General features: G+C 52.7%; 18 protein-coding genes. 9 read left to right on the top strand and 9 right to left on the bottom strand.

Annotated elements, in window-relative coordinates; translation table 11 throughout:
• Positions 1-38 precede the first annotated feature (38 nt).
• Together NMK_RS11960 and NMK_RS11955 are read right to left on the bottom strand one after the other, a co-directional pair.
• Positions 39-491, bottom strand: a complete 453-nt coding sequence (locus NMK_RS11960; RefSeq protein WP_109015998.1) for a hypothetical protein — start codon at positions 489-491, stop codon at positions 39-41.
• Positions 488-1,726 (bottom strand): hypothetical protein, encoded by a 1,239-nt coding sequence (locus tag NMK_RS11955; protein ID WP_109015997.1) that lies wholly within the window; start codon positions 1,724-1,726, stop codon positions 488-490. Before NMK_RS11955 ends, NMK_RS11960 begins: the two co-directional genes overlap by 4 nt.
• Positions 1,727-1,889: 163 nt before the next feature.
• On the opposite strand from NMK_RS11955, the gene NMK_RS11950 reads away from it, so the two are divergent.
• The gene (locus NMK_RS11950) at positions 1,890-2,963 is read left to right on the top strand and encodes a hypothetical protein (RefSeq protein WP_109015996.1); all 1,074 of its coding nucleotides are present in this window, start codon (positions 1,890-1,892) and stop codon (positions 2,961-2,963) included.
• A gap of 134 nt (positions 2,964-3,097) precedes the next feature.
• Entirely contained in the window at positions 3,098-3,637 is a 540-nt protein-coding gene (locus NMK_RS11945; RefSeq protein ID WP_109015995.1) for an HAD family hydrolase, read from the top strand.
• A 46-nt stretch (positions 3,638-3,683) separates the two neighbouring features.
• On the opposite strand, the gene NMK_RS11940 is transcribed toward NMK_RS11945, so the two are convergent.
• The 5 genes from NMK_RS11940 to NMK_RS11920 all read right to left on the bottom strand — a co-directional run bounded on the left by NMK_RS11940 (position 3,684) and on the right by NMK_RS11920 (position 8,400).
• The gene (locus NMK_RS11940; protein WP_146187191.1) at positions 3,684-4,478 is read right to left on the bottom strand and encodes a metallophosphoesterase; all 795 of its coding nucleotides are present in this window, start codon (positions 4,476-4,478) and stop codon (positions 3,684-3,686) included.
• Between the two features lie 50 nt (positions 4,479-4,528).
• Positions 4,529-5,155, bottom strand: coding sequence for a hypothetical protein (locus tag NMK_RS11935; RefSeq protein ID WP_109015993.1), 627 nt, complete (start codon positions 5,153-5,155; stop codon positions 4,529-4,531).
• Entirely contained in the window at positions 5,152-6,090 is a 939-nt protein-coding gene (locus NMK_RS11930; RefSeq protein WP_109015992.1) for a glycosyltransferase, read from the bottom strand. The genes NMK_RS11935 and NMK_RS11930 overlap by 4 nt, the downstream gene beginning before the upstream one ends.
• Positions 6,091-6,196: 106 nt before the next feature.
• Entirely contained in the window at positions 6,197-6,463 is a 267-nt protein-coding gene (locus tag NMK_RS11925; RefSeq protein ID WP_109015991.1) for a hypothetical protein, read from the bottom strand.
• Positions 6,464-6,483: 20 nt separating this feature from the next.
• On the bottom strand, positions 6,484-8,400 hold the full coding sequence (locus tag NMK_RS11920; RefSeq protein ID WP_109015990.1) for an ATP-dependent helicase: 1,917 nt from the start codon (positions 8,398-8,400) through the stop codon (positions 6,484-6,486).
• 124 nt (positions 8,401-8,524) lie between these two features.
• Between NMK_RS11920 and NMK_RS11915 the strand changes: the two genes are divergently transcribed.
• The 3 genes from NMK_RS11915 (at position 8,525) to NMK_RS11905 (ending at position 12,115) form a co-directional block, all read left to right on the top strand.
• Positions 8,525-9,355 carry a hypothetical protein gene (locus NMK_RS11915; RefSeq protein ID WP_109015989.1) on the top strand — a complete coding sequence of 277 codons (831 nt, stop codon included), beginning with the start codon at positions 8,525-8,527 and terminating at the stop codon, positions 9,353-9,355.
• A gap of 7 nt (positions 9,356-9,362) precedes the next feature.
• Positions 9,363-9,770, top strand: a complete 408-nt coding sequence (locus NMK_RS11910; RefSeq protein ID WP_109015988.1) for a hypothetical protein — start codon at positions 9,363-9,365, stop codon at positions 9,768-9,770.
• A 293-nt stretch (positions 9,771-10,063) separates the two neighbouring features.
• Positions 10,064-12,115 (top strand): PAS domain-containing sensor histidine kinase, encoded by a 2,052-nt coding sequence (locus NMK_RS11905; RefSeq protein WP_181376268.1) that lies wholly within the window; start codon positions 10,064-10,066, stop codon positions 12,113-12,115.
• A 358-nt stretch (positions 12,116-12,473) separates the two neighbouring features.
• On the opposite strand, the gene NMK_RS11900 is transcribed toward NMK_RS11905, so the two are convergent.
• Together NMK_RS11900 and NMK_RS11895 are read right to left on the bottom strand one after the other, a co-directional pair.
• On the bottom strand, positions 12,474-13,502 hold the full coding sequence (locus NMK_RS11900) for an ADP-ribosylglycohydrolase family protein (protein ID WP_181376267.1): 1,029 nt from the start codon (positions 13,500-13,502) through the stop codon (positions 12,474-12,476).
• Complete coding sequence (locus tag NMK_RS11895) at positions 13,483-13,899, bottom strand: hypothetical protein (protein ID WP_109015985.1); 417 nt, start codon at positions 13,897-13,899, stop codon at positions 13,483-13,485. The genes NMK_RS11900 and NMK_RS11895 overlap by 20 nt, the downstream gene beginning before the upstream one ends.
• A 106-nt stretch (positions 13,900-14,005) precedes the next feature.
• On the opposite strand from NMK_RS11895, the gene NMK_RS11890 reads away from it, so the two are divergent.
• From NMK_RS11890 to NMK_RS11875, 4 genes are all read left to right on the top strand, one after another.
• Positions 14,006-15,130 carry a hypothetical protein gene (locus tag NMK_RS11890; RefSeq protein WP_109015984.1) on the top strand — a complete coding sequence of 375 codons (1,125 nt, stop codon included), beginning with the start codon at positions 14,006-14,008 and terminating at the stop codon, positions 15,128-15,130.
• A 33-nt stretch (positions 15,131-15,163) separates the two neighbouring features.
• A complete protein-coding gene (locus NMK_RS11885; protein WP_109015983.1) occupies positions 15,164-15,358 on the top strand; it encodes a hypothetical protein in 195 nt (64 codons plus the stop codon).
• Positions 15,359-15,439: 81 nt separating this feature from the next.
• On the top strand, positions 15,440-17,443 hold the full coding sequence (gene ligA / locus NMK_RS11880) for an NAD-dependent DNA ligase LigA (RefSeq protein ID WP_227871469.1): 2,004 nt from the start codon (positions 15,440-15,442) through the stop codon (positions 17,441-17,443).
• A 3-nt stretch (positions 17,444-17,446) separates the two neighbouring features.
• A complete protein-coding gene (locus NMK_RS11875) occupies positions 17,447-17,665 on the top strand; it encodes a hypothetical protein (protein WP_109015982.1) in 219 nt (72 codons plus the stop codon).
• Positions 17,666-17,860 lie beyond the last annotated feature (195 nt).

Genomic DNA, 17,860 nt, shown 5'->3' with positions numbered 1-17,860 from the left:
TTCCTTTTTGCTATTAGTTTTGTAGGCTTAGCGAAGTGTCAGCTCAACAGTTCTGCCTCGACCGCGGCCAGTTCCATTTCACGGCGCTTTTCCGGGGAAACCAGCTGGTTGAGGCGGGCTTCCACATCGTCCAGCTTCTTGCGCTTTTCCTGGAGGCGGATGATAGCGACACGCTTCTTGAAGTCAGCTTCCCAGGCTTCATAGCTGAATCCACTCAGGGTAATGGTCGCATCTTCCAAGCCCAGGATGCGTGCTGCTTCAGCACTAGCGCTGCGACGCATAACCAGCTCGGCCGTCAATGAGAGCACCATGGTGAGGGGTGCGGTTTGCAAATTTACCGGCACAGCGGCCCACTCCAGCTTGAAGGAGCAATTCGTTTCCCAGGGACGCTTGGTTTGTGCGTCAAGAGCATCCACTTCTTTACGTTGGACCGCGACCGCAGCGAGGAGCTTCTCAACTTTTTGGTCTGCCGTGAGTTGTTCAGTTGTCATACTTTTTCACCTTTCGAAATATTGCCGTTTTGTAATTTGTAGCGCAGGTGGCCGTAACCCAGCTTGTTCAGTAGAGCCACGTATCGTGCTGAATACCGGGGTTTCAAATAGCCGGGTACCGATTCGCCCACGAATTGAATGTCGCTTGGGTACACGACATCCTCAAGCTTTCCTTCGGCATCAAACGGGAGTGCACAGGTGTGCTCGTTTCCAGCGCTGGTCTGAGTAAAGCCATTATTGAATGTCACATCAAAATCCCGTTGACCCAGCGAGCTACATACAAGGGCTGCTTGCTTAGCAGCGTCAGGCTGCTCATGGAAATAATGCCCATGGGCCTTATGTGTGATGCGCTCATACCCGGTCATCTTGTCAGTTGCCATCGTGAGCCGGTAGAGGCTACATAATGGCGAACTGTAGTCGATGGTATAGTCCTTCACCTCGACAGGCTCAATCGCCAGCCCAGCAATGGGCTGGGAGTGCGTGGTATGGAAGAACTTATCCACGATGGCTGAAAAGTCCGGGTTGATGTCGGTGGAAACCTCGCCGCTGAGAGTCGCTACACTAGGCACTACAAACTGATTCCCGTCAAAGAACACATGCTTTTTGCCCTTTGAAACCTGTTTGGTAATAGATAGCCAGCTCATCGCGCTGTAATAGCTCCGGGTGCCAATCTCTTCATGCGTAACGTTGAAATCAAACCATTCGTAATACCCCACATAAGTGAGTACATGGTCGTTCTTCTTTAAAGCATACTGGCGGCCCGGCACAAGTGATTTTGCGGAAACCTTGCCATCCTGTTTTTTGGTGTACTCCAGAGAATCCAGATAGTCCTGGGAATTGACCGGCAACAGCACCAGGTCGCTCCCGGCCCAGGCAAAGACGCACTCTTCCACGATATCGCGTTTGGAGACATCGGAATGCATCAGGATGCCGATGAGGTTGTCGATGGAGATTTCAAATTCAAAACCGTCAGGATGATGCACCCGGACGATAGAGCGGCCGGAGCCCCAGTAACCATTACGCTGCACCCCTTTGTTCAGCACAAACCCAGCTAATGGCTTGTTATCGATTTCGAGGGTGTCGATGGATTTATCAATCCAACCCGTCCACGAGCCTTCTTTACGAAGCTTACCTTTTTCGTCGTAATAGGTGACGTAAGCCAGTTTCCCTGTGAAGGTGTCGTTTCGATTCTGGAAGCCAACCTTGAGCTTAGAGGGGATGAATAATTTTGCCATGAGCGCGCCCGTTTATGTCTGAAATTGAAGGTTAAACTATACCATTATTGTTTACTTTTGTCAATGTAATGTGAAGTTAATATGGCCTTGATTCTTGACTGTTAATGGATTTATAGTTATACTTTTCTTTATTCTCGCCACACACGGCATTAGCAGGTGATAAATGACAAACGATAGTATTTTGATGGCGCGTGATTGGGCTATGGGAGGGAAATTTTCCGGACTTAAGCTCACGCGGGCGTACCAAGCAGCCTCCGTGCTTATCGACCATTATAGTGACCTCTTCCCGCCATCGTTGCAGGGGCAGTTATGTCGCATACAGGCGACTCACTTGCTTGACACTGCTGGGGTACATTTCCCTCGGGCAGAGCTTGCGATGTGTGATGAGCTGGCTGCCCTCATTGCGCCGAAAGTAAGTTCTCATCTCGAGGCCCAGGACCCGGTGTTGGTGACCTTGATGCTGGTGCTGGCGTATTCAGCCGCTATCCTGCGAGATGGCCTTGCTTCCGGCAGCATCAACTCAATGCTTAATCATCCACATCCCGAATCCCTGGTTGGCCTCCCCACTGAAGTTGAAACCCGCGCCAACATGCATCTTCGCGGTGCTGCGAATATTCTTATTGAGGCGCAGTGCGAAGCGGTCGTAGCCGAAAATCGCGCTGCAGCGCTCTCTGAAGTCTTTAATGTCTCCGAATTCATCCTGCGTGGCCGCATGTTTGAACAACTCTACAAGTGGAATTGTTTCCCCTTGGCTGCGGCCCTCCTAGATGAAGAGCATGAAAGTTGGATACTTGAGCAGGGGAGTCGGTTCTTAAACCATGGTGATTCGCTTAACCTTGAGGTTATGGGGTTGATGAATCCTCGGGAAATTCCGTTGAATATCCGTGGAGTTCTATTTTCCAACGACGGGCAAGGCTTCAGGCGCCCGGCGGTCGTATTGACGACCGGGGACTTTGAGCTACTCGAGGCGCAGCCTGCACACTTCCAAAAATTAATCTCGGATATTGGCCAATACGGGCTCGAGGCCTACCTGGAACCTACAGCAGATACGCTGTTTAGCCATAGTATCCACCTGCCAGGTTCTGCCGAGATGCAGATTAACCACCTGGCAAGGGTTTTCTACCAAGACGACCTCAACGTTGTCCCGGTTCTCATTCTTGACTCGGCGGCCGAGGTCGAGGAAGTTATGGCCACCCTGGTGAAAAAGTTTCTCCGCAAGCGAGGGGGCCCCCGATGAGGCGTCTGCCAATCGCCTATGGCGGGTGTACCTGCGATTGTCATACGCATCCTGGGGTGCTTCATTGCTTCCCATGTTGCTACCCCTCCTCAGGCGCGGCAGGGGCGCCAATACCACTGCCAAGCCTGCCTGTCATGAATGATGCGCGCAACCAAACCGGTGTAATCTCTGATGTCCCGACCAGGCTCTATTTTGACCTGGATGGGGTATTCGCAGATTTCTTCCCGTTTGTTCGGCAGATTCTGAAGCGCGATTACACCGAGATGAGTGGCGCGATGGCCTGGGGCCGGTTGTCCCTGGTACCGAATCTATTTTCAAAGCTTCCCCTTATCCCTGATTCCATGCGTCTTCTGGATGCGGTTTCTCATCTGGGGGAGGGGGTTGAAATCCTGACAGCCATGCCCCTGCCAACAGGCTTCCTGGTCACAGCGGAGCGCGATAAGCGCCATTGGGTAGCGAGGAATCTATCTCCAGACCTGAAGGTGAACACGGTGTACGGCGGGGTCAACAAATACAAGTTTGTCTCCCCTGGGGCTGTCCTGGTCGATGACCTGGAGCGCAACCTCAAGCCATGGGAGGAGGCAGGTGGTATTGCCATCCATCACACAGATGTCGACAGCACGTTGGCAGCATTAAAGGCGCTTGGATTGGTGCGCGATAATTTCGAAAGTTGAGAGTATCCGGCGGTATTTTTGGCAAAATCCGTGCTAAAAATACCGCTTAATTACTAGCGTAATACCCAAATGGTCGATTTGAAGGAATGTTGAAAATCTCGACCAGTGATTTTTGCGACGCGGGAGACACCAAGACCTCGGTAGTGCAGGTCATGTTCGCAAGCGAAAGGTGCCCTTCAGTCGGGCCATGAGCACTTCCGAATACCGCTGCTGTATCCACGATGTAGCAGTTTCCAAAGCGCTTGGCGCCCTGCGCCTGGGGGGTATGCCCGGCAAAGAGCCGGTCGACACCTAAAACCCCTGACACAATTTCCTGTTTGGCGCGCGTGCGCCCCCAGATGGCTGACTGGATAACCTGCTCGTCTCCTTCGGAGATGCGGCGTAGGAAGGTTGCCCAATCCATACCGACAGGGACCTCTGCATGGACCAGCCCGACGCTGCCGCGGACTGTCTCGACCTCGATAGCGAAAGGAAGGGCGGAGAACAGACGGCAGAATTCAGCGATTTCATCTTGCGTGAGTTCGGTAACCCACCCCAAGCCATTCCTTTCGACGTGCCAGGCTAACTCATTAGCGGATGGCTTACCATTGGCGAAGAGGGAAAGGAATAACTGTTCGTGATTGCCTCGTGTGGAGTGGACCCACGGCTGGGAGAGGAAATCCTTTGCCACCTTCGAATAGCGGCCACGGTCTACCAAGTCCCCAACCAGGAACAGGCGGTCAACATCCGGATTAAACTCCACCAAATTTAGAGCATTGACCAACAGGTCAAACGCACCATGGATGTCTCCCACGACAAAGTCACGGCCTTGAGAATTTCGTTCGAATTTTCTAACCAGCATCACGGCATCCAAAAACAAAGCCCCGGAGAACGGGGCTGGAGGAAGGTCGCCTAGGAATAATAGCCAAGGCTGTCGTCGGTAGCAATTACTACAGAAGGAGGATTGATGAGATTCAGAATTTCGTCATCTGCAATGTCGACGAGGTAGGGCTGAACATCTTCATCATCTTCCTCGATAATGGTCGTGGACCGCTTGATGACGGGCGACTTAACCCCCATGGACTGCATGTGTCGATATTGAGCATGCAGGGTAACGAGTCGGGTCAGCTCTTGGCTAACCATGGCCTGGCGCAGGCCCAGCTCGCGCAGCAGGCCATCTTCAACCAGGAACTGACCGCTCTTGTCGAGGTAGGCCAGGAATTGCGTCTTGAGCAGCGAAAGCGCGTTCGCGTATCCAGAGGGCTTGAATATCCAGAGAATCGGGATGTTCTTGAGATAGAGTTCACGCAATTCCGCCTTGAGGAACCCTGGAAATGCTCGAGCCAGTGTCGTTAACCCTGTAGAGCTAAGGCTCCCCAGATAGGTATTCACCATACGCTGGCCGGCGTTGGTGCGGCCACGCGTAATATCGCGGACCTGTCCGCGGATTTTTTCGAGCTCCTGCTGGGCCGTTGTTATTTTGGCTTCAACGGCTGCAGCTTCCGCGTCAGACGTAATCGATGTGGGGTACTGCGTCATGCGTATACTCCTTGGCGTTCTTTTCCATCGCCATCTTCCTGGCGCTGATTGAAATAGTTTGCGAAATAGGCTTCAAGCCCTGGTTTGTTAATTCCAGGCGTCCACTCAAGGGGTTTTCCTGGTTGTGCCTGAATGTCGGTATAGGGATTAAATCCCAAGTCGGTAATTTCATGCATGCGCAGGAAATAGCGCCTGTTTACGGTGTCTCCATGCCACAAGTGACGAATCGTGCCGGGGACGACACCCAGGCTCCCGCGGACCAGCTTGTAAAACTGGTCACCCCATTCCTTGAGATGCGATATTTGCGCCGGGTCATGCTTCAGTGCATTTTCGATGCAGAAGCCGTAATGGTCATAGATGGCATGCGCCATAAAATGGTCGGCACTACCGCTTACGGCCGCCTCGTACAACCCAACTTCATCAAACAACTCTCGTCGCATCGCCCAGCCATACCCGGTGTGGCCATGAACGTCATACCGGCCGGCATTGAGTGTTGTTGGACAACGCGACATCACTGAGGCAAATGATTCCGCACGCGGCTCGGCATCAGTAATACCATCGCGGTCGAGGCGAATGGCTGTTTCAAAGACCTGGGCAACCTGGTGCTGTTTCAGCACTTCAACCAGGTCATCCGCCCATTTATTGTTGTCGAACACGATGTCGCAATCCAGCCATGCAACATATTTCACGTCCGATGGGAGATAGGCCGCAGCCATATTAAGCAACCGCTCTTTTTGCCAAAGCAAAGTAGTCGCGCGAACCTGCACAACGTCCGGCGAGGGAGGCAGCTCAAAGTCTTGACCAGGGAATGCGCACTCTACCGTGAGGCAAAGAACGCCGGCGGCGCGCATACCCGCCATGAAGATGTCGTAATTCTTGCGGCGAGTAACGTAACGGCAAGGGTTATAATAAGTGGTAATGACCGCGAGGGACATTTCGGCTCCAAACTTCTTTGATTGCCGAAAAGTATACTATTAATTACTATATTTGTCTACTTATTGTTTTGTGGGTACTCAGTCATTTTCGCTGTTCGACTAGTGATTAAAACGTCATACCACTGATTTGAAACATCCCGTTGGTGAGGTCGGCCAGCTCGGCCCCCGCTTTTACAATTTGCCCATAGCCGCCGCCTGATAAGCCCGCACATTCTGCGAGCGCCTTATCAACAATCTTGAGACGGTCATCGATTTCGATGAGCTTAATCCTGGGTGGCATTTGCCCCAATAATTTGTCGAGCTTTGTCGCCCAGGCGAGTTCCTCAGGGCTAAGTGGTTCTGCGAAAGTTTCTTCGTTGAGCAATATGGTCATGTTGTGGCTACCTTCACTATCTAATTGAATTCGACATGATGCTTTGGCAATTCGCCGATAAAGCGTGAGCGTGAAAAGGCTTGCCCCTGACGGTCAGGATACTCTTTTGCGTGCCACAGCTCGCACACATCCTTAGCGCGGGTAATTGCCACGTACGATAGCCGTCGCTCTTCCTCCTCATCCCCGTGGGACAACGGGAAGATGCCGTCGGATAAACCCCAAACATGGACATGTCCCCATTCCAGACCTTTTGCCTGATGCACAGTGGACAGCCAAACCTGGCCGTCAGGGGTGTCATTGTGCTTAGTGTCGAGCAACAGGGAATCAAATACTTCATCCCATTGGGACTCGGCATCCATGAGGCTCCCGGCCAGCCAGTCGTTAATCATGTTCTGCAGCTCGTGGAGCGCCGCCAACCGACGTGCCGTGAGTTCCTTGTCCTTATCTTTGGCTGTAAAGTATGCGCGGATTCCCAAATCCTCCAGCACTGAAAACAATTCCAGCGGGCCATCTTCTGTGAGCCGGGCAATGCCTTTTCTGATGGATTCCAGACTACCTAGCGCCTTTGCAGAAAGCTTTGCGGTCGGGATAGCCTCCAGGATGGATAACCCGGCATCTGTTGCATGCATAAACAGCGATTCAAGCGCCTTCTCGCCAACGCCATCTGCCAGTTCGGATAGGCGGGTGAGCGCGGCCGCGTCCCGTGGGTTGAGCGCGAGTCGACCGGCGGCAATAGCCAGCTGGATTTCTGCTTGCTCGATGAAATCCATGCCGTTCACGATATGGTGCGGAATACGCAACGCAATCAATGCACGCTTTAGGAGGTGCACGGCCCGGTTGGTCCGGTACAACACGGCGATTTCACCAGGCGCTACGCCGTTCCGAATGGCGGATTGAATGGACTTGGCCAACAGCTTGGCAGCTTCGGCGCCCGCCTCCAGATACCAGACCTTAAGCTTCTCGGCCCCAGCACGGATAGGCACGGGAGTCTTCTCAAATCGGGCAATGTTGTAGCTGATATGCTCCCCGGCTGATTCGACAATCCGGCTCTGGGAACGATAGTTATTCATGAGGTACGCCACCTTGGCGCCAAACGTGCTCTTGAAGTCCTGAAGATTCTCAGGACGCGCACCACGCCAAGCGTAAATGGCCTGGTCGTCGTCACCCACCATGACGACATTCCGTGAGTCGCCGGCCAATAATTCCACGAGTTGGAATTGCGGCAGGTTGGTGTCCTGCGATTCATCAACTGTGAGGTAGGGGAATTGTGCCCGCATCCTATCGCGGAGCATGGGTTCCTTGCGCAAGCCATGCACCATGATGCCAATCAAATCGTCAAAATCCACCGTATTGGTCGAGGCCTTGTACTCCTCATAGGCGGTCACCAACCCATTGAATGCCGTGAGCGTGTCAGCGCTATCATCGATGAACCGGCCCAGGATGTCTGCAATCATGTCTGCGTCATCGAGGGTTCCGCCCTCATTCCTCAATACCCCATAACAGGTCCGGAGGTCATTAACGAATCTCTGCTGCTTGCGCTTAGCTGCAGGGTCTGTCGCCGACAATAAACCGCGAGACTTGGCGAACTTGTTGAAGAGTTTGTCGATGTCGTCATCGAGAAGCAGTGTCAATCCTGGTAGGCAGCCAAAGAGCCCCGGGCTTTTGCGGATGGTTTTCCAACAGAAGGAATGGAACGTATAAATCTGCAGCAACATTGGGTCAATCCCCGGTAGTTGCTTTGCAATTCGCTCCCGCATTTCCTCAGCTGCCTTGCGAGTGAAGGTAAGCATTAAATGCTTGGTCGGGTCGAGACCTTCCAGAATGAGGCGGGCAGCACGCCCAACGACGGCAGTGGTCTTTCCCGAGCCTGCGCCTGCAACAACCAGCATCGGTCCCTCGCCATGGTTTACAACAACTAACTGGTCAGAATCGTACATTTTTGATGGAGTAACTGTTATTGGTAGTGTTTAACTATACTAACATAAATTGCTATATTTCTCAAGCAATTATTGCTTTATATAGCATATAATGGTATAGTATTAAAGTAACAAGGAGACTCGGATGTCGAAAAAATTATTGGCGGTTAATTTCCGTTGGAACGGTTCTGCTAACGTGTGCGCTCATTGTGGCAAGTTGCCGATAAAGATGAATATCGTCACGGGGCATGACCACACTGATGATTATGCAACGTTGTGTGATTGCGGGGCGGGGGAGCCTTTTTCAAAAGTGTACGCGCGGGTGAAGAACCCTACGCACCCGTTATCCCACTACCTGCAGTCGATTGCGCAAATGGAATCCGCCATCGCATCAGAGCCAACCGGCCCAACTTCTCAATGGATAAATGACCTACGGGTTTTGACGGGCATCCCTTTCGAGGCTAAACGTGTGGACGACCTTAACGGTAAGCCGCTATTTGTTGGGGACGTTATTTTAGATAAGGCGTCCGGCCTTCACTGTGTGGTCTATACCAACGAGATGGCTATTCGGCAGGGCTATACGGCGTGGCGTAAAAATGGATGCTGGCGGAAAGCCCGCAAAAATGGAAAATTAGAGATTACCCATGATGAAGCGGGTGACCTCTCTGCACTTAGATGGCGAGGAACATTCCGGGGCTCACCGCTCGATGAGTTGGTATTCAATAAAGCCCCTTCAGTTGTCAAAATACCATCAACATTAGGCCTCCCTGCGCCCAAACACCTTGGCCCTTCGATGACTCCGGAACAATTCTGTTATTGGCTTCAGGGCCGTGCGGAGTTGGTGGCAGCGGCGCCGACGGCGGAGGAGTGGGCATCCATTAAGGAGCATCTCAATTTGGTATTCAACAAGGTGACCGCACCTGGCCCTGGCGACTTGCTGTTTCCACCCTCCACCCTGCAAAAAATTATTTGTTAAGGATGTTATGCTTCACGAAAACCTGCTAGAGCTGGACGACGCAACGACCTTTGGGGAGTTGATGCGCAACCAGGTCTTCCCTGGCCCGGGTGTCGGATGCTACTCAAATTTTGATGTTGCCCCCGATATGGCGCCGGTTAATAAAAGCTCGGAATTGGGTCGTAAGTTACTCGCCTTCCTCTTTCAAAATTGCTGGTGGAGCACGGGTGAAGGTGAGGCCGCTCTGCGGCGTGAGCTAGTCACTAATCGTGTTCACCTGTATGCCAGCGAAACAGCTTTCGTGGGTTGGTGGTGGGACGGTGATGGAACGCTCCTGGGTGGGACTCTCGATAAAGGAGCCATCATCAAGATGGCCATCAATGGAGACTGCAAAAAAGCCTACAACTGGGAGTGGGTGATTAATGAAAATCATTAGTCGCATGTAACGTTTGCCTGACAGACATGTAACGTTTGCCTGACAGACATGTAACGTCAAATGGGACCCTTTGTCGGGTCCCATTTTTATATACAAAGACTTAAAGCCTATGTCCGCATAGGAATTTTGTACGTTACATTTGTAATGGAAAAGCATCTTAGGAATCATTAGAATATTGTTTTTTTGCTACTAAAAAGAATATGCAAGCGCGACGAGACCGAAGGACTCCTTCGAACTTCCCTATCATTGCGCACACTTCCGTAGTTGTGCTCCAGATTTTTGGCATTTTGCTGATGATGGGGTATGTCCGTGAAGACGGTAATCCGGCCCTGAAGACAAGTGAGGCGCTCCTCTATTTCATTTTTGTGGCGACGCTGGTTGTCCTGCTACTTCTCGTTGGATATCACATCTACAAGACCAAAAAATGGCGTACGGAGTTGGACTCGGCGAGAGCCCGGTCAACAGAAATGGGCATCCTGCTCTCGGCGCTGGCGGATAATTCTGCGGATGTCATTATTGCCAAAGACATGTCCGGTCGGTATCTGGTATTCAACCATGCCGCGGAGAATATGTTTGGCCTGAAGGCATCCAATGTTATCGGTCACTTTGATGACGAAGTCTTCCCAGAGGACCTCGCAAAACAATTTATGGCTAGCGACCGGGAAGTGATGCGAGAAGGGAAGAGCATTATTTTCGAGGAGTCGCTGCACCATAACGCCAAAGGAGCGCCGCTTACTTTTCTCACGACAAAAACCCCGATGCGAAATTCGGATGGCATTGTTTACGGAGTTTGCGCCATTGCGACGGATATCACCTCCAGAAAGGAGATGGAGGACAAGCTTAAGGAAAGTGAGCGGAAGTTCTATCAATTCTTCCAATGCAGTCCGACCAGCACGTTCATTAGCGAACGGGATAATGGGCGATATCTCGCCGTAAATGAAGCGTTCTGCCATGCCTTTGGGTATACCGAAGATGAAATCCTTGGTAAAACTCCGGAAGAGCTGAATTTGTGGGCGGGTGGATTTTCCTTCCACGACATTCAAGAAGGGTTAGCCCTAAATGGCCGCCTACAAGGACTAAAGCTTATTCATCGAAGGAAGAACGGAACTGAGTTCCATGTTGCTTACTACGGCGACACGTTACCGGTGAATAAAGAATCGTACCTCATGGGGTCGATAGTCGATATCAGCGAACAAAACCGTTTTGAAGAGGAATTGCTCAAGAGCCGGAAGCGCTATCTAAGTCTGTTTGAGCATATGATGGCCGCCGTAGCTTATTGCCAGGCAATATCTCTTGAGGACGGCTCGCCGGACCTCATCGTATTGGAGTCCAACAATCATTTTGAGACTGTCTCTGGGTTGAATCCGATGTACATCACCGCGCAAAAACTGCGTGATGTCATGCCCGACCTTTACCGCACCAACAAGGAGTTGTTTGAGCGCTGTGCGTCCGCCGCCAACTCTGGAGTTTCCTCTCGTTTTGAAGCATGGGTACCCTCTCTTAGCCGTTGGCTGGAATTCAGTGTTTGCGGTCTTGAGAAGGGATTTTTCGTCATGCTGTTTGACGATATCACCGAGCGTAAGCGTAATGAAACGGAAGTACTTCGCCTCAATGACCAACTGAATCAACGCGTGTCCACCCAGAAGAAGCGTCTCTCGGACGCGGTGGGTGATTTGGAAACTTTTGTCTATTCGGTTTCGACTCTGCTTCAGGAATCCCTTGAGACCCTGGTCCAGTTACTCCAGAACATGCGCGAGGAAGATACGCCGCCACCTGCCAAGAATGTTGGTGAGATGATGGACGTTGCCTCCAGAATGGAACGACTGCTGGAGGGTGCGGTGAGTTATCTCTGTGGAACCTCGATGCCGTTCGAACCCGAGTTTTTGAGTATGTCGGATATCCTGGCGCCTGTGGTGCTGGGACTGCATCAGCGCTACCCAAAGGTTACGTTCACGACCAAGCCGATGCCGCGAATGATTGGCTCGGCCTTGATTCTAAGGACCATCTACAACGCGTTGCTCGACAATGCGGTCCACTTCGCATCAATCGATAATGAAAACCCAATTGTTGAAATTGGTGCGGAGCAATTGGAGATGGAAACTGTGTTCTACGTGAAGGACAATGGGCCTGGGTTTGATACAGAAATGCATGACGACATGTTTAGGCCTTATTTCAATCAGGCGTCAGCCCATCAGGGCCGCGGGATAGGGTTGGCCTTGGCGAAACGAATGGTGGAGCGGCATGGTGGTCGCATGTGGGCAGAGACAATTGTGCCTGGCGGCTCTGTGTTCTATTTCACCCTGGGGCCACTGGAGATGGAGTTGCCTGACGCCGAGGGGACTTAGCGCGCCGCGGGATTGGCCGATGCAAGCTATACAGGATACAGATTGCATCGTACTCGTCTCATGCGCAGAATTATTTCCTTTCCTGAAAGTGTTTACAACGCCCTTTGCACACACTGCTCAACCCAAGAACTCTACAAGTCGGAAGTTGTACGTGTTGCCGTCGCAGACTTGGCCCGACAGCCTGAGGGTGCCGAGGTCCATCATCCCCGCCGATGGTCTCAAAGTTACCAGGGGACTCGTCGCCGCCGCTTAGCTATGGTGCTCTCCGCCGAGTTTGATATGGAGATGCGTCGGGCAGCCGTACGCTATCGCCGCTCGGTCAACGCCTTCTACACGCTAGCGGTGGAAAGCTGGCTACTTAGGCAGCAATACGGGTTAGAAGCCCAACAGACTCTTCTGGCAGCGTAAGCACTTCCCACCATTGAGTGGGCACAGTGGCGAGCCCGTGCTCCAACGCAGCAAGCCCGCCCACGATGCAGGCGGTGGTGTCGGTATCGTCTCCCAGGCTCACGGCCGCTCGGATTGCTGAAAGGTAATCAGTGCTGCGGTCTAAGGCATAGATAGCCGACCAGAATGAATTGACGACATATCCGCCGCCAGTTGGCATCTCTGAACGGCCAAAGCGACGTATTTCGTCCAGAGCCTTCAGTTCCTCATCCGAGAGCTCGAGTTCGGATTCAAGTTGATGCGCCGCGGAAATTGCACGGTCCTTCCAGGAGGGCAGCCTTGACCCATGCATGACCTGGATGGCCAATTGGGTATACAAGGCACAAGTAATCATTGAAATTGGGTGCGCATGCGTAATCCTGGACTGCTGCGCGCCCATACGAACTGCCTCTTCCTCGGATACCTCCCATAGCACGCTGCTGAACGCTGCCGGCAACGCACGCATGAGGGCCCCATTCCCGTTGCTGGAGCGCTCCGCCTCGGCCGTGAAGCGGCTCAAGGCAGCCCGACAAGGGGTTACACCTTCTTTGAGGCGACCTAAAGCGTAGGCAGTCTGGCCGCCACAATCAAATACGATTCCACCTGCTTGATGGAGGGACCGTTCGTACCAGGCTAGTAATCTTGCGCCGAAAGTACTCAAAACAAGCTGTCCCCCTTCGCTTTCCAACGAATCGAGCAGGCACAATAACTGGCTGCCATCGTCCGACCAGGTGCCGTACGGGATGCCGCTATAGGTTTTCGGATAATGGGCCGGCATGACCAGATTCAAGTGGTCTGCGGTGGGTAAGATGTAGGGAGGCTTGAATTCATGAGGGACACCAAAGGCATCTCCCATCAGGGCGCCGAATACACCGGCAAGGACGGCGCCCTTCGAAACAGGTTTATCACCGGGGTGATACCCCAGCGCCAACCTTAGTGGTTCAGTGATAGCAGATGACATCACCCGATTCCATGATGGCGCAGTGGCGGATACGGCCATCCGGGCGCACAAGCGTCACGTTATCCTGGACAACCTTGCCAAATCGAGACATGTCGTTAATGACTGCAGTAGGAATCCCGGTCATAGACAGCCGACAGGCATTCAGCACTGCCCATGATTCCATGGTCGCATCGATGGCTTCCTGAGAACCATTGCTGTATTCAATAGCGTCGTACAGGCTCAGGTACACTTCTTTAGCTTGGCTCATGGGCACGGGAGAGCAGAATACACCCACACCATCAAAACTGAGAGTTTTATTCGGCCCATAAAATTGCTGCAAACGATACACCCCAAACTTCTCGTCGAGAACTGTATAACCGTTATCTTCCAGCACAGAATTCAATTTTGTATCAGACATAGTTTGTTCACTTTCTGTTAACTTTGGAGCGGCAATTGCTCTATACGTTGTTAACAAAGTATACCTTATTTAGCCCAAAAAAGCAATTCATTGTCAAGAGACGAATATGAGCCTCCAATCTGCATTACTAAAGCGCGGCGCTCAAGACCTTTTTGAGCTGCTGGAAAGAAACTTCATCGAGAAGAAGCCTTTGCTCGAGGGCGCAAAGATTTACCGCGGCACCTCCACCCCCATCCAAGAGGGTGGCGTGATTTCGGATACGGTGATGCACGCTGCGCTGACGCCGCGCGTGGCTTCCATGTACACGCATAACGGTGTGGCCGGGAAGGTTGGCTATGTCGGCGAATATGCAATTGACCGAAGCGCGCGATTCTACCCTGACTATGGGATGGAAAAGGCAATGAATGGCCATGGCGGTGGCCGCTCCATCGAGGAGGCGGAGGCATTGTTGCGCCCGAAGGTCGCAGAGCTAGCTGGTACGCAGGACGAGCGGGCTCGTAACAATATCCGCATGGAAATCGACAACCTCATCAAGAAAGAGCTGCATGAAACGGCGCTCCCTCTGGATAAGGCTCGCGCTGCAGAAAACATGTATTACTACACCGGCTCCCAGCACGCCTTCTCAAACAAGCAGGCGTTACAGGACTTGCAACTCATCACTGAGCATAATTCCCGGATAGCCAAAGAAGAAATCTTCAACAACTATCGCGGGCCGGTTGCGCAGAAGTTTCTCAACATCATGGAAAATGATGCCACCCGGGCGTCGCTTAAATCACCTGAAGACTTCCATACGATGAAGTCTGCTATTAGCCGTCTGTCGCATATCAGCCAGAATGAGTACCAGAAAGAATTGCGCGCGGCCTATGGGAATCATTCCCTGGACGGGCTCAAAAAGGCCGTTGTTGAGCATCCTGTGAGCAAGCACAACAAACAAATTGAAGGCCTTGGGACCATCATCACCGACATGGTGAAGAGCGGCAAGCCCCATGACCGGGAGCTTGCCCTGGAAACGGCAAAAGCCATTTCCAGTCTGCCCAAGGAGGCGACCTTAAAGGATGTGAGCTCGGCTATGTTCGATACTGCTAAGACTGTAAAGGCTCGGCAGGCGGGGGAAGTTGCGCATGACCTTCCTCATGCGGCGCCCTCTCGCGGCGGAGAGACAGTAAAGGCAACTCAACAACACGCCCAGACAACCTCCCAACCAAGTCGCTCCATGGGGATGGAGCGTTGACCTTACAAAATATTGAATGATACGGAAAAGTGTATGACTACGATTGACCCAACTCGCAACCGCGCAATGCTTGATGTCGCTTATGGCCAGGTCGGCCCACGTGACCGGGAACGTGTAACGCAGGCTGTGTTGAATGAAGCCAAGCACCAGAGCGACCGAGTAGAGACTATTAAAATGGCTGGATACATGAGTGCGGAAGGTCGCTCCTCCATCGATGTTTGGGCATAAACTCCTTGCGTTATTTTGTCTTTTGTGATATAGTTTTGCTCATCAAATCAAAAGATTAAGCCTCTCTCGAAAGGAGCTGTTGTGCCAGAAATCATCGTTCAGGATTCCCCGATTGCCGTCCGTTACGTGACATTGAAGAATACAGTGATTGAGTATGCGCATGCCTACTACGTGATGGACGACCCGGTGGTATCTGACGCGGTATACGATGGCTTGTTCCGTGAGTTGCAGGATATGGAGGCGGCCAACCCTGCCCTGATTTCGGCCGATTCTCCGACGCAACGCGTGGGCGGCACGCCGGCTGCCTACCTGCCTAGCGTTCCGCACTCGGCACCGATGCTCTCCCTGGGCAACTCGATGGATGAATCCTCAGCGCTCTCTTTCGCCACCCGGGTTGATGCAGAACTGGGCGCTGAAGCGGCGACTGAATACACCAGTGAGCCAAAGTATGATGGGGCCTCCCTGGCGTTACGTTACGTCGAGGGTTGGTTTACGCAGGCGGTAACCCGTGGTGATGGTGAAACAGGTGAGGATGTCACTGCTCAGGCCCGCACCATTCGCTCAATCCCGCTTCGCCTGCCAAATGAATTCACCGGTGAGGTTCGCGGTGAGGCGATGATTACCAAGAAAGTCTTCGCGGAGCTAAATGCAAAGGCCCTTGCTGCTGGTGAAAAGGAACTCAAGAACTGTCGTAATGCTGCTGCAGGGAGTTTGCGTGCGCTGGACCCGCGCGTGACAGCAGCTCGAGGGCTTACATTCTTCGCCTACGTCCTGGTGAATGCCGCTGATTATGGATTTACGACGCAAAGTGCAGTGCTGGACTGGTTCCGCGAAGCTGGCTTCAAGGTCGCGCCTCAAGCCCGCGTGGTGTATGGTGCAGAAGGCATCCAACAAGCCTTCGCTGACATGGCAGCCATGCGACAGGACCTGCCATTTGATATTGATGGCGTCGTCTTCAAGGTGAATCGCTTTGACCAGCAGGAGCATTTGGGATGGAATTCTCGCGAACCGCGCTGGGCGACTGCCTACAAGTTCCCGGCTGAAGAACGCCCGACGGTGGTTGAGGCCATCGACGTTCAAATTGGTCGCACAGGCGCCGTAACCCCGGTTGGACGCTTGCGCCCGGTACAAGTCGGCGGCGTCACCGTCTCGAATGTCACGCTGCACAATCTTGAACAGGTTCGGCTTAAGGATGTCCGGGTAGGGGATACGGTCGTTATGCGCCGGGCAGGCGATGTGATTCCTGAGTTGGTGTCTGTGATGACTGAGCTGCGCCCGATTGATTCTCAGGATTGGGAGATGCCTGATGCCTGCCCATGCTGTGGTTCGCCTATTATTCGCATCCAGTCGCAACATTTCTGCACTGGCGGCACCAGCTGCCCCGACCAGCGTCTGTTCCGTATTGCGCACTTCGGCTCGCGCAAGGGAATGGATATTGATGGCCTGGGTGAGTCATCAGTAGAGCAGTTGCTGGATGCCGGCATGGTCACCAAGATTTCCGACTTGTATCGCCTCGACGCGGCTGAAGTTGCGAAACTGGAAGGTTGGGGTAAGGTTTCGGCCGCAAACCTCTTGACGGCCATCGCTGAAAGCGTGGGTCGTCCATTGCGCAAGTTCATCTACTCCCTCGGCATTGAAGGTGTCGGTGAAAGTACAGCAAAACAACTGGCGCAGGCGTTTGGCACCTGGGAAGCCTTCCGTGCGGCGACTGAGGCCGACCTGATTGCCTTGCCAGATATTGGTCCCATTACCGTAGCCGCCATCCACGGTGCTTTCGCCGACCCACATACCAGTGTTGAATTTGACCGTTTGGCAGAATTAGTCCGCCCAGAGGCGGAGCAGGTTATCCGCGCGGGAGATGCGCTGTCCGGAAAAACTGTGGTGATTACCGGCACCCTTCCAACCCTTTCGCGTGAAGATGCAAAAGCAATGGTGGAGTCCCTCGGCGGAAAAGCTTCAGACTCAGTCTCCAAAAAAACGTACGCGGTGGTGGCAGGGGAGGGCGCTGGCTCCAAATTGACCAAAGCACAGGAGCTTGGAATCCTTGTGGCCGATGAGGCCTGGTTGCTGGCACTTGTGGGGTAAGCGATGGCTAAACTGATATTCAGGCGCAAAAATGATGAGGTCCTCGAGGTTTGCTTCGATGATAAGGTGATATCCAGTTGCAGCCACGATAGCGTGGGCTGGGACGGAATGGAGGAGGTGGAGAGTGCGCTTAAATCGCTCGCTGCTCACCTCAATATTGAGGTTGTCGACGAATACGGAGATGAGGAAGAAGTGGAAGAATTGGACGAGAAGGAGGATTAGAAAGGGGCTTGACCTTTTCAATCTTTTTTGATATAATAAGCCTAATTCAAAAAAGGTAAAAATATGATTGCGCCCTTGCTATCGCTGTTAATTGTGGCGATGTCCCTGTTTTCGTCCTCAGTGGCTGCCGACACCACCATCGTCATTATGCGACATGCGGAAAAGCCTGCCGCTGGCCAAGCCCAGCGGCAGGCT

The organism is Novimethylophilus kurashikiensis, assembly GCF_003112435.1.
Taxonomy (GTDB): Bacteria; Pseudomonadota; Gammaproteobacteria; order Burkholderiales; family Methylophilaceae; genus Novimethylophilus; species Novimethylophilus kurashikiensis.
Note: the sequence above shows the minus strand (reverse complement) of the source record. Positions and strands in the feature narration are given on the sequence as shown.

Coding starts and splice junctions, on each gene's coding strand:
- NMK_RS11945 (WP_109015995.1), top strand. CDS start 3,098: ATGAATGATGCGCGCAACCAAACCGGTGTAATCTCTGATGTCCCGACC.
- NMK_RS11890 (WP_109015984.1), top strand. CDS start 14,006: ATGAGCCTCCAATCTGCATTACTAAAGCGCGGCGCTCAAGACCTTTTT.
- NMK_RS11875 (WP_109015982.1), top strand. CDS start 17,447: ATGGCTAAACTGATATTCAGGCGCAAAAATGATGAGGTCCTCGAGGTT.
- NMK_RS11885 (WP_109015983.1), top strand. CDS start 15,164: ATGACTACGATTGACCCAACTCGCAACCGCGCAATGCTTGATGTCGCT.
- NMK_RS11955 (WP_109015997.1), bottom strand. CDS start 1,726: ATGGCAAAATTATTCATCCCCTCTAAGCTCAAGGTTGGCTTCCAGAAT.
- NMK_RS11905 (WP_181376268.1), top strand. CDS start 10,064: ATGATGGGGTATGTCCGTGAAGACGGTAATCCGGCCCTGAAGACAAGT.
- NMK_RS11920 (WP_109015990.1), bottom strand. CDS start 8,400: ATGTACGATTCTGACCAGTTAGTTGTTGTAAACCATGGCGAGGGACCG.
- NMK_RS11935 (WP_109015993.1), bottom strand. CDS start 5,155: ATGACGCAGTACCCCACATCGATTACGTCTGACGCGGAAGCTGCAGCC.
- NMK_RS11950 (WP_109015996.1), top strand. CDS start 1,890: ATGACAAACGATAGTATTTTGATGGCGCGTGATTGGGCTATGGGAGGG.
- NMK_RS11910 (WP_109015988.1), top strand. CDS start 9,363: ATGCTTCACGAAAACCTGCTAGAGCTGGACGACGCAACGACCTTTGGG.
- NMK_RS11915 (WP_109015989.1), top strand. CDS start 8,525: ATGTCGAAAAAATTATTGGCGGTTAATTTCCGTTGGAACGGTTCTGCT.
- NMK_RS11925 (WP_109015991.1), bottom strand. CDS start 6,463: ATGACCATATTGCTCAACGAAGAAACTTTCGCAGAACCACTTAGCCCT.
- NMK_RS11900 (WP_181376267.1), bottom strand. CDS start 13,502: ATGTCATCTGCTATCACTGAACCACTAAGGTTGGCGCTGGGGTATCAC.
- NMK_RS11930 (WP_109015992.1), bottom strand. CDS start 6,090: ATGTCCCTCGCGGTCATTACCACTTATTATAACCCTTGCCGTTACGTT.
- NMK_RS11960 (WP_109015998.1), bottom strand. CDS start 491: ATGACAACTGAACAACTCACGGCAGACCAAAAAGTTGAGAAGCTCCTC.
- NMK_RS11895 (WP_109015985.1), bottom strand. CDS start 13,899: ATGTCTGATACAAAATTGAATTCTGTGCTGGAAGATAACGGTTATACA.
- NMK_RS11940 (WP_146187191.1), bottom strand. CDS start 4,478: ATGCTGGTTAGAAAATTCGAACGAAATTCTCAAGGCCGTGACTTTGTC.